Annotated in this window: 14 protein-coding genes; 3 read left to right on the top strand and 11 right to left on the bottom strand. The window is 69.7% G+C overall.

Features of this window, described 5'->3' with window-relative positions; all coding sequences use genetic code 11:
* Positions 1 to 3: 3 nt before the first annotated feature.
* The 11 genes from tssF to tssJ form a co-directional block, all read right to left on the bottom strand.
* On the bottom strand, positions 4 to 1,746 hold the full coding sequence (gene tssF, locus FL311_RS17950) for a type VI secretion system baseplate subunit TssF (RefSeq protein ID WP_141326403.1): 1,743 nt from the start codon (positions 1,744 to 1,746) through the stop codon (positions 4 to 6).
* A 27-nt stretch (positions 1,747 to 1,773) separates the two neighbouring features.
* Positions 1,774 to 2,163: a type VI secretion system baseplate subunit TssE gene (gene tssE / locus FL311_RS17945; protein ID WP_141326401.1), complete on the bottom strand. Its 390-nt coding sequence runs from the start codon at positions 2,161 to 2,163 to the stop codon at positions 1,774 to 1,776.
* Between the two features lie 69 nt (positions 2,164 to 2,232).
* Complete coding sequence (gene tssD / locus FL311_RS17940; RefSeq protein ID WP_046714479.1) at positions 2,233 to 2,724, bottom strand: type VI secretion system tube protein TssD; 492 nt, start codon at positions 2,722 to 2,724, stop codon at positions 2,233 to 2,235.
* Between the two features lie 153 nt (positions 2,725 to 2,877).
* Positions 2,878 to 4,359: a type VI secretion system contractile sheath large subunit gene (gene tssC / locus FL311_RS17935; protein ID WP_141326399.1), complete on the bottom strand. Its 1,482-nt coding sequence runs from the start codon at positions 4,357 to 4,359 to the stop codon at positions 2,878 to 2,880.
* A gap of 40 nt (positions 4,360 to 4,399) precedes the next feature.
* On the bottom strand, positions 4,400 to 4,876 hold the full coding sequence (tssB, locus tag FL311_RS17930; RefSeq protein WP_223747570.1) for a type VI secretion system contractile sheath small subunit: 477 nt from the start codon (positions 4,874 to 4,876) through the stop codon (positions 4,400 to 4,402).
* A gap of 58 nt (positions 4,877 to 4,934) precedes the next feature.
* Positions 4,935 to 6,566 carry a type VI secretion system protein TssA gene (gene tssA, locus FL311_RS17925; RefSeq protein ID WP_141326395.1) on the bottom strand — a complete coding sequence of 544 codons (1,632 nt, stop codon included), beginning with the start codon at positions 6,564 to 6,566 and terminating at the stop codon, positions 4,935 to 4,937.
* 31 nt (positions 6,567 to 6,597) lie between these two features.
* The gene (tagF, locus tag FL311_RS17920) at positions 6,598 to 7,536 is read right to left on the bottom strand and encodes a type VI secretion system-associated protein TagF (protein WP_141326393.1); all 939 of its coding nucleotides are present in this window, start codon (positions 7,534 to 7,536) and stop codon (positions 6,598 to 6,600) included.
* The gene (gene tssM / locus FL311_RS17915) at positions 7,524 to 11,204 is read right to left on the bottom strand and encodes a type VI secretion system membrane subunit TssM (protein ID WP_141326391.1); all 3,681 of its coding nucleotides are present in this window, start codon (positions 11,202 to 11,204) and stop codon (positions 7,524 to 7,526) included. The genes tagF and tssM overlap by 13 nt, the downstream gene beginning before the upstream one ends.
* 10 nt (positions 11,205 to 11,214) lie before the next feature.
* On the bottom strand, positions 11,215 to 11,895 hold the full coding sequence (locus FL311_RS17910) for a DotU family type IV/VI secretion system protein (RefSeq protein WP_141326389.1): 681 nt from the start codon (positions 11,893 to 11,895) through the stop codon (positions 11,215 to 11,217).
* Between the two features lie 90 nt (positions 11,896 to 11,985).
* A complete protein-coding gene (gene tssK, locus FL311_RS17905) occupies positions 11,986 to 13,389 on the bottom strand; it encodes a type VI secretion system baseplate subunit TssK (protein WP_141326387.1) in 1,404 nt (467 codons plus the stop codon).
* Positions 13,386 to 13,883: a type VI secretion system lipoprotein TssJ gene (tssJ, locus tag FL311_RS17900; protein WP_194869248.1), complete on the bottom strand. Its 498-nt coding sequence runs from the start codon at positions 13,881 to 13,883 to the stop codon at positions 13,386 to 13,388. The genes tssK and tssJ overlap by 4 nt, the downstream gene beginning before the upstream one ends.
* 478 nt (positions 13,884 to 14,361) lie before the next feature.
* On the opposite strand from tssJ, the gene FL311_RS17895 reads away from it, so the two are divergent.
* From FL311_RS17895 to FL311_RS17885, 3 genes are all read left to right on the top strand, one after another.
* Positions 14,362 to 16,590, top strand: a complete 2,229-nt coding sequence (locus tag FL311_RS17895) for a type VI secretion system Vgr family protein (protein WP_141326383.1) — start codon at positions 14,362 to 14,364, stop codon at positions 16,588 to 16,590.
* A 12-nt stretch (positions 16,591 to 16,602) separates the two neighbouring features.
* Entirely contained in the window at positions 16,603 to 18,819 is a 2,217-nt protein-coding gene (locus FL311_RS17890) for a type VI secretion system Vgr family protein (RefSeq protein WP_141326381.1), read from the top strand.
* 6 nt (positions 18,820 to 18,825) lie between these two features.
* A partial coding sequence (locus FL311_RS17885) for a type VI secretion system Vgr family protein (protein ID WP_141326379.1) occupies positions 18,826 to 20,970 on the top strand: 2,145 nt, incomplete at its 3' end.

The raw sequence follows: 20,970 nt of genomic DNA, 5'->3' as shown, positions 1-20,970 counted from the left end.
CCTTCAGCAGATCGTCTGTCGGCCGTTCCGGGGAAGCCACCGGTACTCCAGTCGAGAGGGTTGGAGGCGCAGCACGAGCTCGCTGAAGGAGTTGAGGCTCACGTGCGAGGCGAACAGCTCGTCGAGCACGCAGCCGAAGAGGAACGCGTCCCCCGGGCCCGTGAAGCCCGCCTCGTCCAGCTCCACCGTCACCTGCACGCCTCGCACGGGGGCGCCCTGGAGGAAGCGTGTGATCGGCTGGCCCTTCACCTCCCGCAGCGCGCCCACGCGCAGCTCGTTGGCGCGCGCGGTGGACTGGTCCGCCGTCGCCTGGAAGTTGTAGAGCGCCAGCATCGACTGCAGCGCGCCGGGCTCCAGCAGCGAGCGCTGGTTGAGGCTCAGGTGGGACAAGAGCCGCCAGTGCAGCTCCGAGCCCATGGGCGGCCTGGACGGCCGCGTCACCGCGACGATGTTGCGAAAGCGCGCCGTCGTGGGCGACGCCGCGGTGGGCACGCTCAAGTCCCCCACCTGCAGCCGCGAGGGCAGCGAGCGGTTGGTGCACGTCAGCTCGATGGACAGCGTCTCATCCGCCAGCGACGGCGTCGCGTCGCGCGGGCTGCCCAACGACAGCGAGACGTCCATCGCGTCATCCAGCGGCGACAGGGCATGGTGCAGCCGATAGAAGCGCGACGCGTCGCCCGTGGCGTGCGCGAAGTCGAAGTACGGCCGGTACTGCTGGCGCTCGGTGCGGCCCTGCGGCAACCCCGTGACGGAGTCCACCGAGTACACCTCCATGTGCCCCGGCTCCACGCCCGAGGCGCGCACCAGGTGCTCATGGCCCAGGGAGCCGGTGCGCACCGGGTCCGCGGACGCGGCGAAGAGGTTGACCACCGGCGCGCAGTGCAGCCGGAAGACATCCTTGGGCAGGCGCCCGGGCAGCGCGGGCGGCCGCTCGAACTCGAAGAGCAGCTCCAGCTTCTGGCCGGGCAGCTCGCTGGCCGCCTGCAGCCCCTTCACGTCGATGAAGAGGAACTTCTGCGGCAGCGTGAAGTACTCCTGCAGGAGCCGGTAGCCCTCCGGCACCGTGGCCGGCCAGGGCCACAGCGTGTTGCCCGCCTCCAGGCCCGTGGCGCGGAGGCACTCCGGCCCCAGCCGCACGGACGGACCGCCCGCGGGGTTGCGCAGCACCACGCCCTTGCAATGGCGCAAGAGCCACACCAGCAGCATGGACGCCACCGGCAGCTCCGCGTGGAGGAACAGCGACAGGCCCTCCTCCGTGAAGATCTCCGCCCGGCCCTGCTCCACCAGCTGCAGCTGCGCGCGCAGCACGGGCGCCGCGGGCGAGGACTGGTCCAGCGTCGTCTCCGTCAGCGTCAGCGGCAGCAGGTCCACCGCGCGCGTCGTTCTGAAGGTGCAGACGGTGCCGTCCACGGGCTTGGCGCCCACCTCCGTCCCCGCCGCAATCCGGGAGCGGCCGCGCAACAGGCGCGCGTGGGGCGTGAACTCCACCACCGAGCACGCCGGCACCACCCGCAGGTAGTGCGGCAGGAGCAGCTCCGTCAGCCCGTGAATCACCTCCGGCACCGCGCCGTCGATGCGCTCGCGCACGCGCGCCGTCAGGAACGCGAACCCCTCCAGGAGCCGCTCCACGTCCGGGTCGCCACCGCGCTCCACCAGGAGCCCGGCCAGCGCCGGGTTGACGGTGCCGAACGCGCGGCCCATCTCCCGCAGATATGTGAGCTCGCTCTGGTAGTACTTGCTGAACACCGCGACTCCCCCGCCGTACCGGTTCGCTTACCAGACCTCGACCTTGCCTCCCGGCGACATCTGCGTCCGGAAGCGGAGCATCCCCCGCGCGCCCTTGCCCGCGGGCTGCGCGGTGATTTCGAAGCGCAAGAGCAGCGGGTCCACGTCCGGGACGTGGCGCACGCTCACGTGCTGGATGCGCGGCTCGAACTCCAACACCGTCGCGCGGATGGCCGACTGGAGCGTCTGGATGGCCGTGGGGAAGGTGTGCACCAGGTCGGTGAAGTCCATGACTCCAAAGCCCGGTACCGTGGCCGAGCCGCCCTTGCGCGCGTTGAGCAGCACGCGCAGGTGTTGGGCAATGGAGTCAGTCATGTCCTGCTCTCGCTCGGCCGAGCCCGTCCCCACCTCGATTCGCGACAACAACCCGCGTCCCATCCCGTCGCTCCCTCCTGCCTCGCCGCCCCGGCCCGCGCTCCCTTCAGGGAGCACGCGCCATGGCTCCCCTTACTGCTGCTTGTCCCACGTATCCTCGTGCGTCACGCCACCCTCGCTGACCGTCCAGCTGATGGTGTGGAACACGAAGGAGACCTCCTCCAGCGGAGGGTTGGTCGCCGTCGCGGGGACGATGGTGTTCTCCACCACCTGCTTGACGCTGGCGACGCGGCCCTTGGAGAACGTCACCGTGTAGAACTGCTCCGTGGTGCCGTCACCCGTGGGGCTGGGGCGGAAGAACTTGAACGTGGCGTCGATGGCCTCGTTGTTCGTCAGCGCCTTCATCAGGAGCGGCGTCGCCTTGTCGATGCGCTTCCTGATGAGCAGCGGCTGGTACTGGCGGCGGCCCGTGGCGATGCCGGAGCCGGCCTCGCGCGCGGTGACGACACCCTGCTCGTAGTAGACGCACTCGATGGAGTCCTCGCGACCGAGGCTCGTCTGGGTGCTCGCGCCCTTGATGTCCTTCCCGTTCGCCTTCAGGTACAGATGTACTGTCTCGGCCATGTGGCTCTCCCCCTGCTTGTTGGTGGTGTGACGCCTGCGACGTGGAACAGGAGCCCTCGTGCCGCGGGGCTCCGGACTGCGTGGTGGCCGCCGTCCCTGAGGGGTACGGCGACCGGAAGGACCCTTCGGCTCCGGGTCTCACGCCCGCTCAGCTCACTCCTTGTCCAGCTTGCCGACGAGCGAGAGCGTGAAGGATGCGCCCATGTACTTGAAGTGCGGGCGGACCTGCAGGTTGCAGCGGTACCAGCCCGGCTGCCCCTCCACGTCCTCCACCTTGATGCGGGCGGTGCGCAGCGGACGGCGCGAGCGCACGGACGGCGCCGGGTCGTCCATGTCCGCGACGTACTGGTTGATCCACTGGTTGAGCTCGCGCTCCAGGTCCGAGCGCTCCTTCCAGCTGCCGATCTGCTCGCGCTGGAGCACCTTCACGTAGTGCGCCAGGCGGGACATGATGAACATGTAGGGCAGCTGGGTGCCCAGCCGGTAGTTCGTCTCCGCGACCTTGCCCTCGGGGCTGTTGCCGAAGAACTTGGGCTTCTGCACGGAGTTGGCGGAGAAGAACGCCGCGTTGTCCGTGTCCTTGCGGAACACCAGGCCGATGAAGCCCTCCTCCGACAGCTCGTACTCGCGCCGCTCGGTGAGGAGCACCTCGGTGGGGATCTTCGTCTGGATCTCCCCCATGGCCTCGTACTGGTGCAGCGGCAGCTGCTCCACCGCGCCGCCCGCCTGGGGACCGATGATGTTCGGGCACCAGCGGAACTTGGCGAACGAGTCCGTCACGCGCGTGGCGAACGCCGTGGAGGCATAGCCCCACAGGTAGCGGTCATGCGAGCCGACCACGTCCTCGGTGAAGTTGAACGACTTCACCGGCACCGTCTTCTCGCTGTAGGGCAGCCGCAAGAGGAAGCGCGGCATGCACAGGCCCACGTAGCGCGCGTCCTCGCTCTCGCGGAACGAGTGCCAGCGCGCGTACTGCGGCCCCTCGAACAGGGACTTCAGGTCCTTGAGCGCCGGCAGCTCCAGGAACGACGGCTGGCCGAAGAACTCCGGCGAGGCGTTGGCCACGAAGGGCGTATGGGACATGGCCGCCACGGAGGCGATGCTGCGCAGCAGCGTCAGGTCCTCCGCGCCCGGGCCGATGTCGAAGTTGCCCACCACCAGGCCGTAGGGCTTGCCGCCGAAGACGCCGTACTCGTTGGAGTAGACGGTGCGGTACAGGCCGGACTTCACCACCTCGGGCGCGTCCTCGAAGTCGGTGAGCAGGTCCTGCTTGGAGGCGTTGAGCACCTCCACCCGGACGTTCTCCCGGAAGTCGGTGCGCTCCACCAGGAACTTGAGCGAGCGCCACGCGGACTCCAGCGACTGGAGGTCCTTGTGGTGGAGGATCTCGTTGACCTGCGCGCTCAGCCGCTGGTCCACCTCCGCGATCATCGCGTCCACCAGCGCCTTGTCCACGCGCTCGGCCGACCGGCCCGGGGCCAGCATCTCCGCGATGAAGGCCTGCACGCCCCGACGGGCCACGTCGTAGCCGTCGTCGTTGGGCTTCATCTTCGTCTCGGACAGGATTTCGTCCAGGAGCGAGGGGGCGGCATCGGCGGTCTCGACCGGGGCCAACGCCTTGGCTTCAGTGCTCATCTGTGTCACGCCTTTTCTGAGTGCGTTTGCGAATGCCGCCCTACTCCGACTTCTTGTCCAGCCCCAGCTCCGCCATCAATCGCTGACGTCCCTCGGTGTCCCCGAGCAGCGCCTGGATCTTCTTGCGGAAGGCGGGCACGTTGCCCAACGGGCCCTTCAGCGCGTTGAGCGCCGCGCGCAGCTGCAACAGCTGGTGCAGCTCCGGCACCTGGTTGACGATGCCCTCCGGGGTGAAGTCCGCCAGCGTCTGGAACTTCAGCGAGACAGACATGGACGCGTCCGGCTCGTTGGAGAGCTTGTTGGGCACACTCACGTCCAGTGAAAGCCCCTGCTTGGCCATCACCTCGTTGAAGTTGCCCTTGTCGATGTTGATGGGCGCGCGCTCCTCCACGGGGCGCTCGTCCTGACGACCGGTGTAGTCGCCCACCACGAGGACCTTGAGCGGCAGCTCCACCTCCGACTGCGCATTCCCGGTCTCCGACTTGTAGACGATGTTGACGCGCTCCTTCGGAGCCACAGACCCTTCCTTGCTCACCGCACGACCTCCTGGTTGGGGATGGCTTCGCTGCCCCCCGTCACAGAGACACCTTCAGCGCAGCACCGGGATCAAGCAGACACAGCCGATGATAACGGGCAGTGAAGTCAGACACCAGCGCCTCCGGCGACTTTGGAGGAGGCCGCGTGAGCGCAAGCCATCCTTCCAGACACTCCGCCGCGAGCGCCGGCTCCCAGACATCCAGCCCGTGCGTCACCGACTCCCGGTCCAAAGACTCATAGAGGGCCCGCGCCACGGGGGCCTGCCCCGCCGCCGCGCACAGCCGCGCGAGGGAGAGCCGGGCCACGAATCGCTTGCGGCCCGTGCCCGCAGCGCCCACCTGGGTCTGCAACAGCCCCACGGCGCCCGCGGGGTTCCCGCCAGCCAATAGCTTGCGCGCCTCGGCGAGCACGTCCGCGCTGGCGTCGTCCTTCTCGTCGCGTGAGGCGGGTGTAACGGCTGGCGCCACAGGCGTGGCGAGCACCGTGTCCAGCCAGGTCCGCGTCTCATTGGAGGCCACGGGGGTGCCGTCGCCGAAGAGCAGCCCCGGGACGGTGGGCATGCGCTTGAGCCACGAGGCCAGTTCGCCCATCAGCGCCTGGCGCGCGGCGGCGTGTCCCAGCTCGCCCAGCGCCCGGGCGCTGAGGAAGTGCGGGTCCAGGAAGAAGCGGTGCTGGACGAGCGCCGACTCGGACTCCTCGAGCAGCTCCACCCAGCGCGAGTTCGCCGCCATGCGCTCCAGGTTGGCCCGCAGCGCGGCGGGCGGCGCGGGGATGCTCGTCTTGCCGCTGGCGTCCCCCGGAGGCGGCTGGGCCAGGTGCAGGTAGAGCCCCACCCGCAGGAGCCGGTAGGGCATGGGCTCCGCGGGCGACGCGCGCCGCACGAGCCCCGCCGCGCTCGCCAGCGCGGTGCCCGTCTGACGCAGGAAGTCCACCGCGCCCTCCGCGCTCGCCAGCGCGCCTACCTCGGGCATCGCCGCCGCGGGCACGGCCACCGGAGCGATCTTCGGTGGCGGCGGAGGCGCCACGGCCGGAGGAGTCGGCGCGCTCGGAGCCGGTGCGGGCTTGTACGTGACGGGTGCGACGGGCGGCGGGGGCGGCGCGGCCTCGGGCAGCGACGCGAGCAGGCGCTGGACGCTCTCCAGGAGCGGGCGCATCGCGGGCCCGTTGGTCTCGAACTTCTGGCGCGCCACCTCCGCCAGGCGCCTGGCCGCGACGTCGAGCGCCTCCACGCGCTCGCGGTCCGACGCGCCCACCTCCAGCGACGGCAGCTGATTGGACGCGCGCTCCACCAGCCACGTCACCGCGTTGGAGCGGCCGCGCATGCGCGTCAGCTCCGGGAAGAGCTCCGGCCAGTAGCGGTCCATCAACTCGGAGACGACGACGAGGCCCGTGGCGAGCCCGTCCAGGCCCTGCGTCTGGTACAGGCCCTGGGCCAGGTACGTGGCGATGCGCAGGTCCTTCGAGCTGGTCTGGAGCACCTTGCCGCTGGAGTCCAGGACGAGCGCCCAGTCGACGGCGCCGCCGGTGACGGCCTCCAGCTTGGCCACCTCCGCGAGCACCGCCAGGTAGCCCGGCTCCGACTTGGCCGCCTTGCCCGCGGGCGACGCCGCCGACACCGGCTCCAGCCACTCCTTCGCGCGCTGCTTGAGCTGCTCCAACGTCATCGCCATCCGCCCTCCTTTCGCCGTGCGGCCTTCGTGCTCAGGTCCCGAACGCGGCGAGCAGCGACTCCACCGGGGTGGTGGGGTCCTCGAGCGCCTGCCGTCTCGCGGGGGTGAGCGCCTTCTGCGCGCTGTCGATGGCGGACTGCTGCCGGGTGAGCAGCGGCCACACCTTCATGCTGGAGTGCTCGGGCTTCGCCAGGTGCATCAGCAGCGCGACGCCCGGCGTGCCGATGGACAGCAGCAGCCGCGGCGACGGCCCCAGGTGCCAGAACATCGCCGGAGGCATCGAGCGCCAGCCCAGCTGCCGCTTCGCCAGCTCCGCCCAGCAGAAGGGCCCGAGCGCCTCCGGGAACGGACACTCCAGCGTCACGCCCGGCTTCGCGGGCTCCTTGCCGCGCTCGGCCTGGCAGGCCTTCAGGAAGGTGTTGAACGCGTAGTAGGCCACGCCGGGCGCGGCGCCGTCGCCCTGCAGTCGCTGGACGAGCGGCCCCGCGGGGCTCGACTCCAGGCGTCGGCGCTGCGCGCTCGCGCCCATTGTGTCCGCGGAGGACACGGCCGAGAGCGCCTCCACGCGCGACTCCAGCTCGCTGGCGGACAGCGTCGCGGCGTCGGCGAGCAGGCGCGCGCCGGCGGCGAAGAAGGCCCGGAAGCTGTCGGGAATCGACGGGAACTGCTCCGCCGCGCCCGCCGCGTCGACGGCGACGTACACGGCGAGCGGGAAGACGCGCCCCACCTTGTCCGTGCTCGTCGCCAGCGTGCCCACCAGGGCCTGGCGTCCGCCGGGCATGGTGAAGACGAAGCACGTGGGCTCCGAGGGCAGCTGGGTGTTGGCGCGCCGCACCGCCTCGTGCGACTCCTCCAGCCACCGGTGGAAGGCCTGTGACACCGCATCCGCCGCGTTCCAGCGGATGAAGTCTCCCTGACACGGCGCCTTGCCCAACAGCGCCACCTGGTTGCGGCCGACTACCCCGAGCATCCCACGCCTCCCTTCGCGATGACGCGTGGAGGACTCATCCCCGGCGCGCGGAATGGCTGCATCAGCTTGGGGGTGCGGCCCGGAGACACGCCGAAGAACGGCGAGGCGCTGCGCGTCGGCCGGAAGTCGATGATGACCTCGGCGTCCAGCGAGGGCATGGACCACGTCACCGAGAACGTCCGGCCCCCGCCGGAGACGTTCGGCGTCCCCTCCTCCATCAGGCGGAACAGGCCCCACTCGCCCTCCTGCTCGAGCGTCTCCGTCTTGCCCTGGTTGTTGCGCACGCGGATGGTGGCGCCCAGCGACTTGCCGCCCTTCCCGGGCCACTCGTAGTTGTGCCACTCCTCGGGGCCGTTGTTGTACTCGACCGTCTGTCCGTCCACCGTGAAGCGGATGGAGGAGAGCTTCGGCGAGGGGCGGATGTGGAAGGCGAACTTCACGCCCGGCTCGGCGTCCCTCGCGCCGAAGAGCGACTCGGAGATCTCCCGCGAGCGCGCGAGGAACGAGAGCACGGAGCCGTAGTACATGTTGCCGCCCGCGCGGCCCGCGCGCGTGACGAACTTGAAGCGCGTCCCCGACTGCTCGACGTGGCTCTTGAGGACGCCGCCGTAGAAGCCCCACAGCGTGCCGGACTCGAAGCGGTAGAAGTCCCCCACGTCCGCCACCGCCGCGTCCTGCCCGTTGCGGTTGAAGGGGTAGTGCCCCGCCAGCTTCTGCTTGAAGGCGTTGGCCACCTCGCTGCACCACTGGTCGCTCGCCTTGCCACCCTGCTCGCGGATGGTCAGGTCGGAGATCTTCTCGATGGGCGGCCACAAGAGCGCCTCGATGCGCGGGCGCCACCCCACCTCCTGCGCCTGGATGAGCGACTGGATGATGACGCGCGCCGTCTGCACCCGCGTCATCATCGCGGCCGTCTCCGACTGGCTCTCCATGGAGGCGCGCTGCGCGTCGCGGAGGAACTGCAGCTGCTCCTGGTAGATGTCCAGGGGGATGGCCTCGGGCGGAGGCGCGTCGGGCCCCTTCGCCTGCGGCGGCGCGGCGCCGAACTTCAGGAGGCCCGCGAAGGCGGGCTCCACGTCGTCCGCGGTGTAGTCACGCTCCTCCTCCTCGCTCGGCGCCTCGTCCTCGGAGAGCTTCCCGTTGGCGAAGCGCACGCCCGACTCGATGACCTTCCCCTTGGGGCCCAGCTTCTGCTTGAGCTTGTCGAGCATGCCGTCCGCGTCGGACTTGCCCTCCACCTGCTCTCCGCCCAGCCGCACGTTGAAGGCCACGGCGCGGAAGAGCTTTCCCAGCGGAGGCGGCTCGCCGCGGGTGAGGTCCTCCAGCATGGCCAGCGCCACGGTCGCGTCCGTGGGCTCCTTCATGCTCAGGGTGCTGAGGAACTCCTTCCACTCCTCGATGTACTGCTTGTAGTAGGCGGAGCGCAGCGCCCGCTCCTGGCGCGCCAGCTCGATTTCGTTGGTGGAGTTGGCGTCCTTGTCGAGCACCCAGATGTCCGCGCCCTGCAGCGGGTGCTCCAGCTTGGGCTCCACCACCCTCTCCCAGCCCTTGCGCGTGAAGGCGGCGCGCACGCGGCCCGTGCCCTTGATGTGCTGAGCGGTGCTGCCCAGGATGGAGGAGAGGGTCACGTCGTACTGGTCCTTCTTGCGCGACACCTCCGAGATGAGCTGCGCCAGCGCGAGCTCGGAGAACGGCAGCCGGTCCAGCACCACGCGCACGTCGCGCACCACCTGGTCGTTGCGCGTGAAGGCGAGCGCCGGGTCCTGCGCCAGCAGCTTCACGTACAGGTCGATGTGGTTCGCCATCTGCGTGGTGCGGTGGGCGCTGTCGGTGAAGCCCGCCTTGCGCCCCCACCGCTCCCGGAGGCTGTTGACGATCCACTCGCGCTCCGCCTCACCCAGCTCCGGCTCGCGCGGTGTGCGCGGCCCCGAGAGCAGCAGGTGCAGCTTCAGCCGGTCGAAGTAGAGCGCGTACGAGCTCGCCGTGGGGCGCTCCTCCCGGTCGCGCGCCTTCTCCACCCAGGCCCTCGCGTCCTTGAGGTCCCCCGTGAGCACCGGGTCCACCAGCACGCGGCGCACGGTGGCGCCGTAGAACGCGCCGAGCGGCCCCAGCAGGTCGTCGCCCCGGTACATGCCGAAGCGCATCCCCGTGGGCGGGCCGTCCTCCCTCCACTGGAGCAGCTGCTCGAGCTGCTGCCGCATGGGCATCATCGCGTCGACCATCTTCCCGGCGCCGCCCTCCTTGTTGGCCTCCTCCAGCTTGAGCGCCTGCGCCATCACCCGCGTCGTCTGGATGAACTTGCGGTTCTCGAAGAAGGAGATGGCCGGGAAGAGCAGGATGAGCAGCGCGACGGCGAGGCAGCCTCCGGCGTAGGCCAGCTGCATGCGCTTCTGGCGCTGCACCTCCGCGGAGCTGCGCATCGCCAGGTTCTGGTCCGGGAACACCACGTCCGCGAACATGTCCCGCAGGAAGTAGGAGCGGGACTCCACCGCGGGGCGGCTGCCCGAGGGCGTGGTGGTGCGGCGGATGCCGAAGGCCTCCGCCATCTTGTTCATCACCCGGTCGATGGGGCTGCCTTCCTGCGTGCCGCTGGTGAAGTACACCCCGCGCATCACCGGCGTGTCCGCGTAGACGTTCTCCGCGAACAGCGCCTGCACGAACTCGATGAGGTTGCCGCGCAGCCCCTCGAACTGCTGCGGGAAGCGGAAGATGCGCTCGCGCGTCTCCGGGTGCCGCTCCGAGCCCAGGCGCACGATGGAGCGCTGCTCCACCACCTCCGCCAGCTCGTCGAAGCGCGCGGCGAACGTCTCGCCAATCGCCTCGCGCGCATCCTCGGGCCGCAGCGTGAAGCCCCAGATCTGCCCGCGCTCCGCCTTCGCCAGGTCCCCGAAGAGGTCCACGAAGCCCGCGAGCAGGTCGCACTTGGTGAACATCACGTAGACGGGGACGATCATCTTCAACCGCTCCATCACCTCGTCCACGCGCTCGCGGATGGTCTGCGCGAGCTGCACCGTCTGCTCCTCGTCGATGCCGATGAGCTCCCCCACGCTCACCGCCACCACCAGCCCGTTGACGGGCTTGCGCGGGCGGTTGCGCTTGAGCATGTCGAGGAAGCTCAGCCACTCCTCGCGGTCATCGTCCTCCGTGGTGTAGCGGCCGGCCGTGTCGAGGATGACGCCCTCGTTGGTGAGCCACCACTCGCAGTTGCGCGTGCCGCCCACGCCCTTCACGCCGCCGCCGCGCGCCGACAGGTAGGGGAACTGGATGCCCGAGTTGCGCAGCGCCGTGCTCTTCCCGGAGCCCGGCGGGCCGATGATCATGTACCAGGGCAGCACCGACAGCGCGTCCTTGCCCTGCCGCGCTCGCGCCAGCTTCGAGGACTTGAGCGACTGGAGCGCCTTGGAGAACTCGGCCTGCATGGCCTGGATCTCCTCCTGCTGATCCGGCCGCACGTTCTGCAGCTGGGCGTCCGCCTGCACGCCCAGCTCCCGCTCGATGTCGCGCGCGGCCTTGGACGCCAGGTGGCGCTGGTACAGGTACGCGCCGATGACGATGGCCACCAGCAGCACGGTGGGGACGATGGCGCCCCACAGCGGCAGGCTGAAGAGGATGACGACGGTCCACACCATGACGATGAAGACCGCGATGAACAAGGTGAGCAGCAGCATCGCGAGCGTCCTAGGGCTGCTGGGGAGAGGAGGCCGCGACCTCCTCGACGAGGGAGGACACGCTGCTGGACAGGCCGATGCGCAGGCCGGTGTAGACCAGCAGCGCGAAGACCACCGCGGCGGCGGAGATGGCCAACAGGGGCAGCGTGCGCTTGGCGCTCACCGCGCTGTCGGGCGGACGGTCTCCATGGGGGGAGAGCGTCTCCGTGTCGAACCTGTGCGTGCGGGCCAGCTCCCGCTGGAGCGTCTCGGTGAGCTGCATCAGCTCCAGCTCTCCGCCCCGCACCCGGAAGCGGCCCTTGAAGCCGAAGATGAGGCACAGGTAGTAGACGCGGAGGATTTCGGTGCGCTGCGAGTCCTTGCGCACCTCCTCCAGCCGCGTGAAGAACCCGTCACCGGCGCGGTTCTCCCGGAAGTAGTGGAACTGGAGCAGGTTCGCCAGCCAGTACTCCCGGAAGGTGTCGGCGCGCGCCAGGGCCAGCTCGTCGGCGAGCGCGACGATGGGGTAGGCAATCTCCTGCGCGTCCTGCTGGTTGAAGCCCAGCTCTCCGGCGCGCTTGAGCAGCCGGTCGAAGAACGTGCGCAGCTGCCGGTGCACGAGCTCCGCCGAGGGGAGCGCATGGTCCCCGAACTGCCGCAGCTGCAGCAGTGCCCCGAAGCACTCCTGCGTGATGGAATTGATCCGGTCCATCCTGTCGATGCCTCCACCCCATGTCGACAGGGAGCCTCACCGCGAACCGCCGCTCGCCGGTGATTGGACGGCCCCCCGCACGACCTTGTTTCAACGACTGACGGCGTTCTTCTTCGCCGGAGGCCCCCCGCTCCCTCCCTTGGGGACCGCGAGCAGCTCCAGCTTCGTCTTCGACGGCTCGAACGGACGCGGCAGGTACACGGCCACGTTCTGCTCGCTCATCACGTTCTTCCAGTAGGGGTCGCCGCTCTCGAGCGAGAAGTACACGACGCCCGGCTTCACCGGCACCTCGGCGGGCGGGCGGAAGGTGACCTCCACCGGCACCCCCGGAGCGGCGGCCTTGATGATGTCGCGTATCTCCGCGAAGTTGGCGATCTTCGACAGCACCGGCAGGCTCTTGGCGACGTCCGCCTCGGGCAGGTCGCTGCGCACCGCGAGGATGAACTGCGAGCACTTCAGGAAGCGCTCGTCCTCGATGCGCCCCAGGTGCATGCCGTCCTTGCGCGGCTCCAGCGACACGGTGATGCACTGCTCGATGGCGACCACGTCCAGCAGCTTCTGGAGCACCTGGAACAGGCCCTCGAAGGTGGCGCGCAGGTTCGTGTACTGGAACTTGGGCAGGTCGCCCGGGTCCGCCTCCGCGGAGAACGTGGAGAGCTGGCCCGCCGCCTGGCACAGCAGCAGGTACACCATCTGCGGGTTGAGGTCCGCGACCTCCACCACGTGCGCCACCTGGGGGATGAGCCCGTTGAGCGCGCTCAGCTGCAGGTACTTCGTCACGTCCCCGGCGGTGAACTCGAGCGCGGTGGCGTCGCGGTGCCGGCGCCCGTCGGCGAGCTCGCGCTGCTTGCCCTGCATCGCCTTGAGGATGCTGCGCATGCGCTCCAGGATGAAGGGCGAGGCGGACACGCGCAGACACGGGGGGATGTAGTTGCTCGCGAGCGCCACGCCGCCCGTCTTGTCGCGCACCAGCTCCGCGATCTTGATGACGTCGTAGTCCTCGCGCGGCTCGGTGCCGAAGAGCAGCCGGAGGTTTCGCTGCGCGAAGGCCACCGGCACCACGGACTCGGCCGCCGCCAGGTCCGGCACCGTGCGGTTGACCAGGGAGAAGCGCGGCGACGTGGTGGACTCGTCCGGCGCGCCGTAGCTGGCGATGCCCTCCCGCTCGCGCGCCACGCCCAGGTACACGTCCAGCGAGCGCTTGTTGGCGCTGAAGTGCTCCTCGATGGGCCGCGTCTGGGGCGCCTCGGGCTGGCCGCGCTCGAAGGACAGCGGCAGGCCGTCCGGGAGGATGCCGGAGAAGCGCAGCAGCTGGAGCTGGCCGGCCAAGAGGGCCTTCTCGTCCACCTCCTGCTCCACCACGCCCCAGTCGTACGGGGTCAGCGCGCCGAGCCGGGCCGCCAGCAGGCCCTCGTGGTAGAGGTCCGACTGCTGCAGGTGCTGGGGATTCATGAACATCCCCTCGGACCAGACGACCCGCTGCGGCGTCTTCATCTGCGGACCTCGCCGGCCCGGGCCTCGACGCGGTAGTCCTCGACGAGGAAGCGCAGCGACGTCTCGCGCGGCGCGCCGGGGCGACAGTCCTCCGGCTTCACCGCGGGCAGCCGCTCCACGTCGCGCCACACCACGCCCGCGGGACGGCGGAACACGCCCACCACGGCGAGGTACTCCGCCTTGGGCGTGCGGTTCACCTCGCGCGACAGGCGCTGGCCCGGCTCCAGGGTGAGCTCGTCGACGGCGAGCAGGTCCTCCTCCAGCACCTCCTTCGGTCGCTGCCAGAGGTCCTGGAACTCCGCGGCCTCGAAGCGGCGCGAGTCCTTGAGCTGGTACACCTGGATGTTCGTCGGCAGCGAGCGGCCCTGGTCATCCGGGTTCAGTCGCGTGCCCGCCTCCAGCTGGATGAGGAATGGGGGCGGCTGCTCACACGCCGCCGGGGGCGGCGGGTTGTGCGCACAAGCACCCGCGAGCAGCGCCCAGAGCAAGGTCACTCCCGGGAACCCCCCGACGCAAACCCGCGCCCGTGGGCCGAAGCCCCCCCCACTAACCGGCATGGCATCCTCTCTGAAAGTCGCTGCGCGCCAGCAGAATCGCTCACAACGTGCCACAGCCACCCCTTTCAGTTCAAGACAGGGCACATCCAGCGTCCGGGATGTCATTGACGCACGACGACGCGACATTTTCGCGGGAATTATCCCTCGCCACTGTTCACGGAAAGTACGAAGGCTCACGCTTCACCAGGGGTCCGTCAGTGCTTCGAGCGCTCCTCTAGAGAGGGTCGCCGCCAGCCTCCACGGGTCCTCTGGGAGTGCCGGTCGGGGACTTGAGACCGAAGACTTCACACCGTCCGCGTTCAACCCCCCCAGGGAGGTGTTGCCGCCAGGGATGAGGGCGTCCGCGCCACCTGGAGTTGCATCTGGGCAAGGATGTCCTTGAGACTGACATCCTGATCGACCAGGGGGAGACAGCATGGAGGTGCGTGCCCATATCGACCATGCGAGCCTTCCCGCGGAAGCCATCGTGTTGCGGGCCACGGCCCGCGAGGGATTGTCCGAGCTCTTCGACGTGGAGCTCGAGTTCGCCTGTGATGATCCGGATCTGGACCTGACGGCCCTCATCGGGACGGCGGGGACGCTGCGGCTCTCCCCCACCTTCTCGGAGGGCAGCTTCGAGGAGCGCTGCTTCCACGGCGTCGTGGAGGAGGCGGAGTACCGCTCCAGGCTCGCGACCCACGGCTTCGTCTACCGGCTGCGCCTGCGGCCCCGGCTGCACGGCCTGCGCTACCGCAGCCGCAGCCAGATATTCCAGGACATGACGGCGGTGGAGATCATCCAGGCCGTCCTGGAGAAGGCGGGCCTGCCGGCGGACTCCACCGAGTGGCACCTGTCCCGCGATTACATGAAGCGGGAGTACTGCACCCAGTGGAAGGAGAGCGACCTGGACTTCGTGCTCCGGCTGCTGGAGGACGAGGGCATCTTCTTCTGGTTCGAGCACCTGCCCACCGAGCACGTGCTGAAGCTCGCGGACGCCCCTTCCGCCCACGAGCCCATCCTGGGGACACCCGCGCTCGGCTTCACGCGCGACTCGCTCCTCCACGCGGAGGACGAGCGCGTGGCGGAGCTCACCTTCACCTCGCGACTGGTGCACGGCCTGTACACCACGCGGGACTGGAACTGGCGCAGCCCCAGCGAGCCACTGGAGGCCGAGGAGCGCTCCAGCGAAGCGGACTTCCCGCGCTACGAATACCCGGGCTCCTTCTCCAGCCCCTCGGATGGCGTCCGCCGCGCGCGCAACCGCCTGAGCGGGCTGGTGCAGGAGCGGATGGTCCTGGAGGCGCGCAGCAACAGCTTCCGGCTCCAGCCCGGGCGCCTGTTCTCCCTGCTCGACGCCCTGCCCTCCTTCCTCTGCCAGGAGTACCTGCTCCTGCAGGTCACCCACGACTACGCGCTGGTCCAGGCGGACGACGGGGAGTCCACCCGCTTCGGCACCCGCGTGCGGGCCATCCCCTCGGCGGGCGCCGACTTCCGGCCCCCGCGGCGCACCCCGCGCCCGCGCGTGTGGGGCAAGGAGAGCGCGGTCGTCACGGGCCCGCCGGGTGAGGAGATCCACGTCGACGAGTTCGGGCGCATCAAGGTCCACTTCTATTGGGATCGCGAGGGCAAGGTGGACGACACCGCCTCGTGCTGGATGCGCGTGCAGCAGCAGAACACCAGCGGCAGCATGCTCCTGCCGCGCGTGGGCTGGGAGATGGAGGTGGGCTTCCTGGATGGAGACCCGGACCGCCCCGTCGTCCTGCAGAAGCTCTACAACCAGGAGACGATGCCGCCGTACGCGCTCCCGGACGAGCGGACCCAGTCCACGCTCCAGTCGGCCACCTCGCCCGGCGGCGGGAGCACGAACGAGGTGCGCATCCAGGACGGCAACGGGGGCATGGAGTTCTTCATCCACTCCTCCAAGGACTTCAAGCTCGTCACCGGGCACGACCTCTCCGAGGACATCGTCAACAACGCGCGGGAGGAGGTGGGCGACCAGTCCACCTCGCTGGTGGGAGGCGACGAGTCGGTGGACATCGGCGCCAACCAGGGGCTCAGCGTGACGAGCAACGCGGTGCTGGAGACGACGGGCTCCAAGGTGGTCCAGGTGGGCGCGGTGGACGACTGGGGCGTCACCGGCAACTTCTCCCAGACGGTGGACGGCCAGCGCAGCGACACCATCGGCGGACCGATGAACGTCCTGGCCAACCACGTGCTGGAGACCTTCAACGCGGACTGCTCGCGCACCGTGGGCGCGGCGTTCTCCATCAACGCGGCGACGGCCATCGTCGAGACGGTGGGCGGCGGGAAGACGGAGACGGTGGGCGGCGCCAAGGTGGAGGTGCTCAAGGGCGCCAAGTCCGAGGACGTGGGCGCGGCGAAGGTGCTCACCACGGGCCTGGCGGACTTCAAGACGGGCGAGGACCTCATCCTGGAGGCCATGGGCGCGGTGGCCGTCACCTCCGCGGGGCCCATCTCCGAGAAGGTGGGCAAGGACTTCGCGATGTCCGCCAAGACGGTGACCCTCACCGCGCCAGGCGGCGCGAAGCTCAAGGGCGGGGGCAAGGTGTTCGAGCTGTCGGGCTCGACGCTGACGGTGGACGCGGAGGGCCTCAAGGGCGGCGCCAAGGTGCAGCTCAAGGGGAAGATTCACTTCAAGAAGTAGGGGGCGCTCATCATGGGGATGCGTCGACTGAGCCTGGAGCTGTCCCTGGAGGGGTTCGACCCCACCAGCTTCCGCGTCCTGCGGATGGAGGCCACGGAAGGGCTGAGCGAGGGCTGCCGGGTCCAGGTGGAGGCGGAGACGCCGGAGCAGGTGGACCTGGACGCGCTGCCGGGCACGCCCGCGGCCCTGTGGCTGCGCTTCCACGACGGCTCGGAGGACCGCCCCTTCCACGGCGTGGTGACCGAGGCGCACCTGGAGGCCACGCAGAGCCATGCCTTCCGGCTGGTGGTCGTCATCTGCGCGCCGGTGGAGCTGCTCAAGCTGGGCCGCACCTCGCGCATCTTCCAGGAGCAGAGCGTCCAGGAGGTCGTCTCCAGCGTCCTCGACGACGCGGGCCTGGGGGACACGTCCAGCTGGGATTTGACGGAGCCGCCCCCCACGCGCGTCAACGTGGTCCAGTACAACGAGAGCGACTTCGCCTTCATGTCGCGGCTGCTCCACTCGGAGGGCATCGGCTTCGCGGTGCACCACGAGGCGGACGGCGCGCGGCTGCTCTTCTTCGACGACAGCACCCGGCTGGAGCCCATCCGGGGGCAGAGCCTGCTGGTGGATCGGGACAGCAGCCAGCTCGACGACGACGTCATCATCGACCTGCGTGATGGCCGGAGCATGGCCTCCGACCAGGTGTTCCTGCGCGACTACGACTTCAAGCGGCCCGCGGTCGACCTGTCCGCGACCCACAGCGCCGAGTCCACCACGGGGCGCGAGGTCTACGAGCATCCCGGTGACTTCGTGGAGGCGGCGGCGGGCCGCACGCGCGCCAGGCGCCTGATGGAGCGGCTGCGACTGGGGACGCGCACGCTCCAGGGCCAGAGCACCTGCCCGAGGCTGGAGCCCGGCAGGACGTTCAGCGTGACGGGGCACGGCCGGACGGAGGCCAACGCGGACCTGCTCATCACCCGCGTGGTGCACCACGCCTCCAGTGAGCACGACACGCAGCGGCCCGGCTTCTACTCGAACGAGGTCTGGGCCATCCCGCACACCGTGCCCTACCGGCCGGTGACGGCGCCGCCCAAGCCGCTCATCGGGGGCACGCAGCTCGCGTTCGTCACCGGGCCCTCGGGCGAGGAGATCCACACGGAGGCCTTCGGCCGGGTGAAGGTGCGCTTTCCATGGGACCGCTCCGGCCTGAAGGATGACCGCAGCTCCACGTGGCTGCGCGTGGGCCAGCTTCCGCTCAGCGGCTCGCTCATCATCCCCCGCGTGGAGTTCGAGCTCCTGGTGGACTTCGAGCTGGGGGACTTCGACCGGCCCTTCGTCGCGGGCCACCTCTACAACGCCGAGCACACGCCTCCGTACGCGCTGCCGGACGGCGCCACGCGCAGCTCCATCCAGAGCGCGACCACGGGCGGCGGACCGGGCGCCAACGAGCTGCGCTTCGAGGACGCGGCGGGCGCCGAGGAGATCTTCATCAACGCGTCCAAGGACTACACGCTGCTGGTGGACAACGACGCGGAGATGACGGTCGCCAACGATGAGCGCTGCTCGGTGGGCGTGGACAACACGGTGAGCGTGGGAGGCAACCACTACGCCAACGTCACCGGCAACCGGACGCTCAGCGTGGGCGCCAACCAGGACATCAACGTGGGGGGTGACTACACGGATGGCGTCGGCGGGGACTTGAGCGTGAGCGTCGGCGGCGCGCGCATGGTGAAGGTGGGCGGGGACATGGCCGAGAGCATCCAGGGCACCCTGGACCGGAAGGTGGCGGCGATGCAGGTGGTGACGGCGCTCGTCGCCTACACGCGCAAGGTGGTGGGGGCCTCCTCGACGAAGGTCGGCGCGGCCTGGATGGAGCTGGCGGGGAAGAGCCGGCTCGTGTCGGTGTCGACGAACTTCACGGAGACCATCGGCGCGCTGAAGTTCACCAAGGCCAAGCAGATGTCCGTCTCCTGCGGCGCGGGCTACGTGATGAACGCGGGCGTGGAGAAGGTGAAGTGCGGCGGCAGCAGGACCGACACGGCCAAGGGCCTGGTGGCCATCACCGCGGGCGGAGGCATGAAGGTAAAGGCCACCAACGTCACCTTCTCCGCCCAGAACAAGCTGGTCCTCCGGGGCGGCGCCTGCACGGTGGAGCTGCTGGCCAGCGGGCAGATCAACATCAAGGCCCCCACCGTCGTCATCAAGAACAACAAGGTGCTCAACCAGCTGCTGCACAAGAGCGCCTGAGGCTTTATGAGCGACTTGCCCTCGGCAGTGTCCGTCACCGCCAGCATCCCCGGTCAGCGGGGGGACCTGGTCGTCCACGCCCTGCGTGGCGAAGAAGAGGTGTCACGGCGGTTCGTGTTCGAGCTCGACCTGTCGGCGACGGAGCTGGCGCCGGAGGAGGCGCGCGGCGGGTTCGCCCACGTGGTGCTGGAGGACGCCTTCGGGCAGGTGCGCGAGGTGTCGGGGGTGGTGGACCGGGTCGACGTCGTCGCCACGGATGACCCGGCGCAGCTCGTGCGCTACCGGCTCACGCTCGTCCCGCAGCCCTGGCTCGTCGCGTACCGGTACGGCTTCCGCATCTTCCAGGAGCTGTCCGTCCCGGACATCGTGAAGGCCGTCTTCAAGGACGCGGGGCTCGAGGACAAGCTGTTCCGCTGGTCGCTGGAGGGCGCGTATCCCCGGCGTGAGTACTGCGTGCAGTACGACGAGTCCGAGTGGGACTTCGTGTGCCGGCTGCTCGAGGAGGAGGGCATCTGGTTCGCGTTCGAGCACAGCGCGGACGGGCATGTGATGGTGCTCTCGGACGCGAGCGAGTCCGCCGAGGTGATGGAGCCGGACGCCCTGCCCTTCCGCTACGACGCCTCGCTCGGAGGCGACGCGGTGGCGGTGTGGGACTGGCGCAGCGGCGTGCGCGCCAGCGTCTCCAAGGTCAGCCTGGACGACTACGACATGCTGCACCCCTCCAAGAAGCTGGCGGCGGACCAGCTCGCCGAGGACTCCGTGCAGGCGGAGTGGTACGAGTACCCGGGACGGTACACACAGCCCGCGGACGGCAAGCGGCTGGCGAAACGTCGCCTGGAGGAGCTCCGGGGACGGCGGAAGTCCGCGCGGGCCCGCACCAACGCGATGACGCTGGCTCCGGGCCGGCGCGTGTCGCTGGTGGGCCACCCCTTCGCGGATGGCGAGTACTTCATCACCGCGTCCCGGCTGCACCTGCGCTTCCACGGCCAGCAGGAGCCCGGTCCGCTCGTGGACACCGGCGCGGCGCACTGCGAGGTGGACTTCGACGTGGTGCCCTCCGCGCAGGTGTTCCGTCCCCGACGTGAGACGCCTCGGCCGCGGATCCAGGGTCTCCAGACGGCGCGAGTCACGGGGCCCTCGGGGCAGGAGCTGCACTGCGACGAGCACGGCCGCGTGAAGGTGCAGTTCCACTGGGACCGTGACGGCATGCTGGACGACAAGTCGTCCTGCTGGGTCCGCGTCACGCAGGCGCACACCACGGGCTCCGTGATGATTCCCCGCATCGGCTGGGAGGTGCTCATCGAGTTCGTGGAGGGAGACCCGGACAGGCCCGTGTGCCTGGGGCGCCTCTACAACCCGCTGAACCCGCCGGACTACAGCCTGCCCGCGCAGAAGACGGTGTCCGGGCACCGCTCCAATTCGTCGCCCGGCGCGGGGGGCTCGAACGAGGTCAGCTTCGACGACTCGGCGGACAGCCAGCGCGTCTACGTCAATGGCGCCTACGACATCAACATCAAGGCCGCCAACGACAAGAGCGCCAAGGTCGCGGTGAACCAGAAGCGCACCATCGGCACGAATCGGGAGATGTCCGTCGGCGCCAACGAGAAGATGGCGGTGAAGGGAATTCACAACGCCTCGGTGGGCAAGGACCACAAGGTCACCGTGGGCGCCAACCGCGCGGTCAAGGTCAGCGGCATCATCGGCGAGGAGATCACCGGCGCCGTCACGCTGAAGGTCGGCGGGCTGGAGAACATGCAGGTCGGCGACCCGGCGGAAGGGCTGCTCGAGAGCATCGAGACACTGGCCCTCGAAGGGGCGATCGCCCTCGCGGGCAAGGCGGCGAGCCGCGCCGAAGCCGCCCTGCTCGGGCCCTTGATGCCGGGTCTGAACGCCGCCCGGGAAGCGCTGGGCACCGCCGCGGAGCTGGCCGGCCCGGCAGCGGCCCTCCTCGGGGGCGACAACACCGCCGTGGCCGTCTTCGGCTCGGAGGTGGGCCAGCTCGCCGAGGATGGGAACCTGTCCCTCTCGACCGTCATGGCATCCGGCATGGCGCAAGCCGTGTCGAGCGGCGCGCTGACGCGAGGGGGCGCATCACCCCAGGGCGGAGGCGCGTCTCCGCGCGGTGGTGGCGCTGGGGGACAAGGCTTCGGG

Source organism: Myxococcus sp. AB025B (assembly GCF_006518215.1).
Classification (GTDB): Bacteria; Myxococcota; Myxococcia; order Myxococcales; family Myxococcaceae; genus Myxococcus; species Myxococcus fulvus.
Note: the sequence above shows the minus strand (reverse complement) of the source record. Positions and strands in the feature narration are given on the sequence as shown.

Bases quoted from the DNA above. Each gene is read 5' to 3' on its own strand.
- tssK (WP_141326387.1), bottom strand. From the start codon at position 13,389: ATGAAGACGCCGCAGCGGGTCGTCTGGTCCGAGGGGATGTTCATGAAT.
- FL311_RS17895 (WP_141326383.1), top strand. From the start codon at position 14,362: ATGGAGGTGCGTGCCCATATCGACCATGCGAGCCTTCCCGCGGAAGCC.
- tssM (WP_141326391.1), bottom strand. From the start codon at position 11,204: ATGCTGCTGCTCACCTTGTTCATCGCGGTCTTCATCGTCATGGTGTGG.
- tssA (WP_141326395.1), bottom strand. From the start codon at position 6,566: ATGGCGATGACGTTGGAGCAGCTCAAGCAGCGCGCGAAGGAGTGGCTG.
- tssE (WP_141326401.1), bottom strand. From the start codon at position 2,163: ATGGGACGCGGGTTGTTGTCGCGAATCGAGGTGGGGACGGGCTCGGCC.
- tssC (WP_141326399.1), bottom strand. From the start codon at position 4,359: ATGAGCACTGAAGCCAAGGCGTTGGCCCCGGTCGAGACCGCCGATGCC.
- tagF (WP_141326393.1), bottom strand. From the start codon at position 7,536: ATGCTCGGGGTAGTCGGCCGCAACCAGGTGGCGCTGTTGGGCAAGGCG.
- tssD (WP_046714479.1), bottom strand. From the start codon at position 2,724: ATGGCCGAGACAGTACATCTGTACCTGAAGGCGAACGGGAAGGACATC.
- FL311_RS17910 (WP_141326389.1), bottom strand. From the start codon at position 11,895: ATGGACCGGATCAATTCCATCACGCAGGAGTGCTTCGGGGCACTGCTG.
- FL311_RS17890 (WP_141326381.1), top strand. From the start codon at position 16,603: ATGGGGATGCGTCGACTGAGCCTGGAGCTGTCCCTGGAGGGGTTCGAC.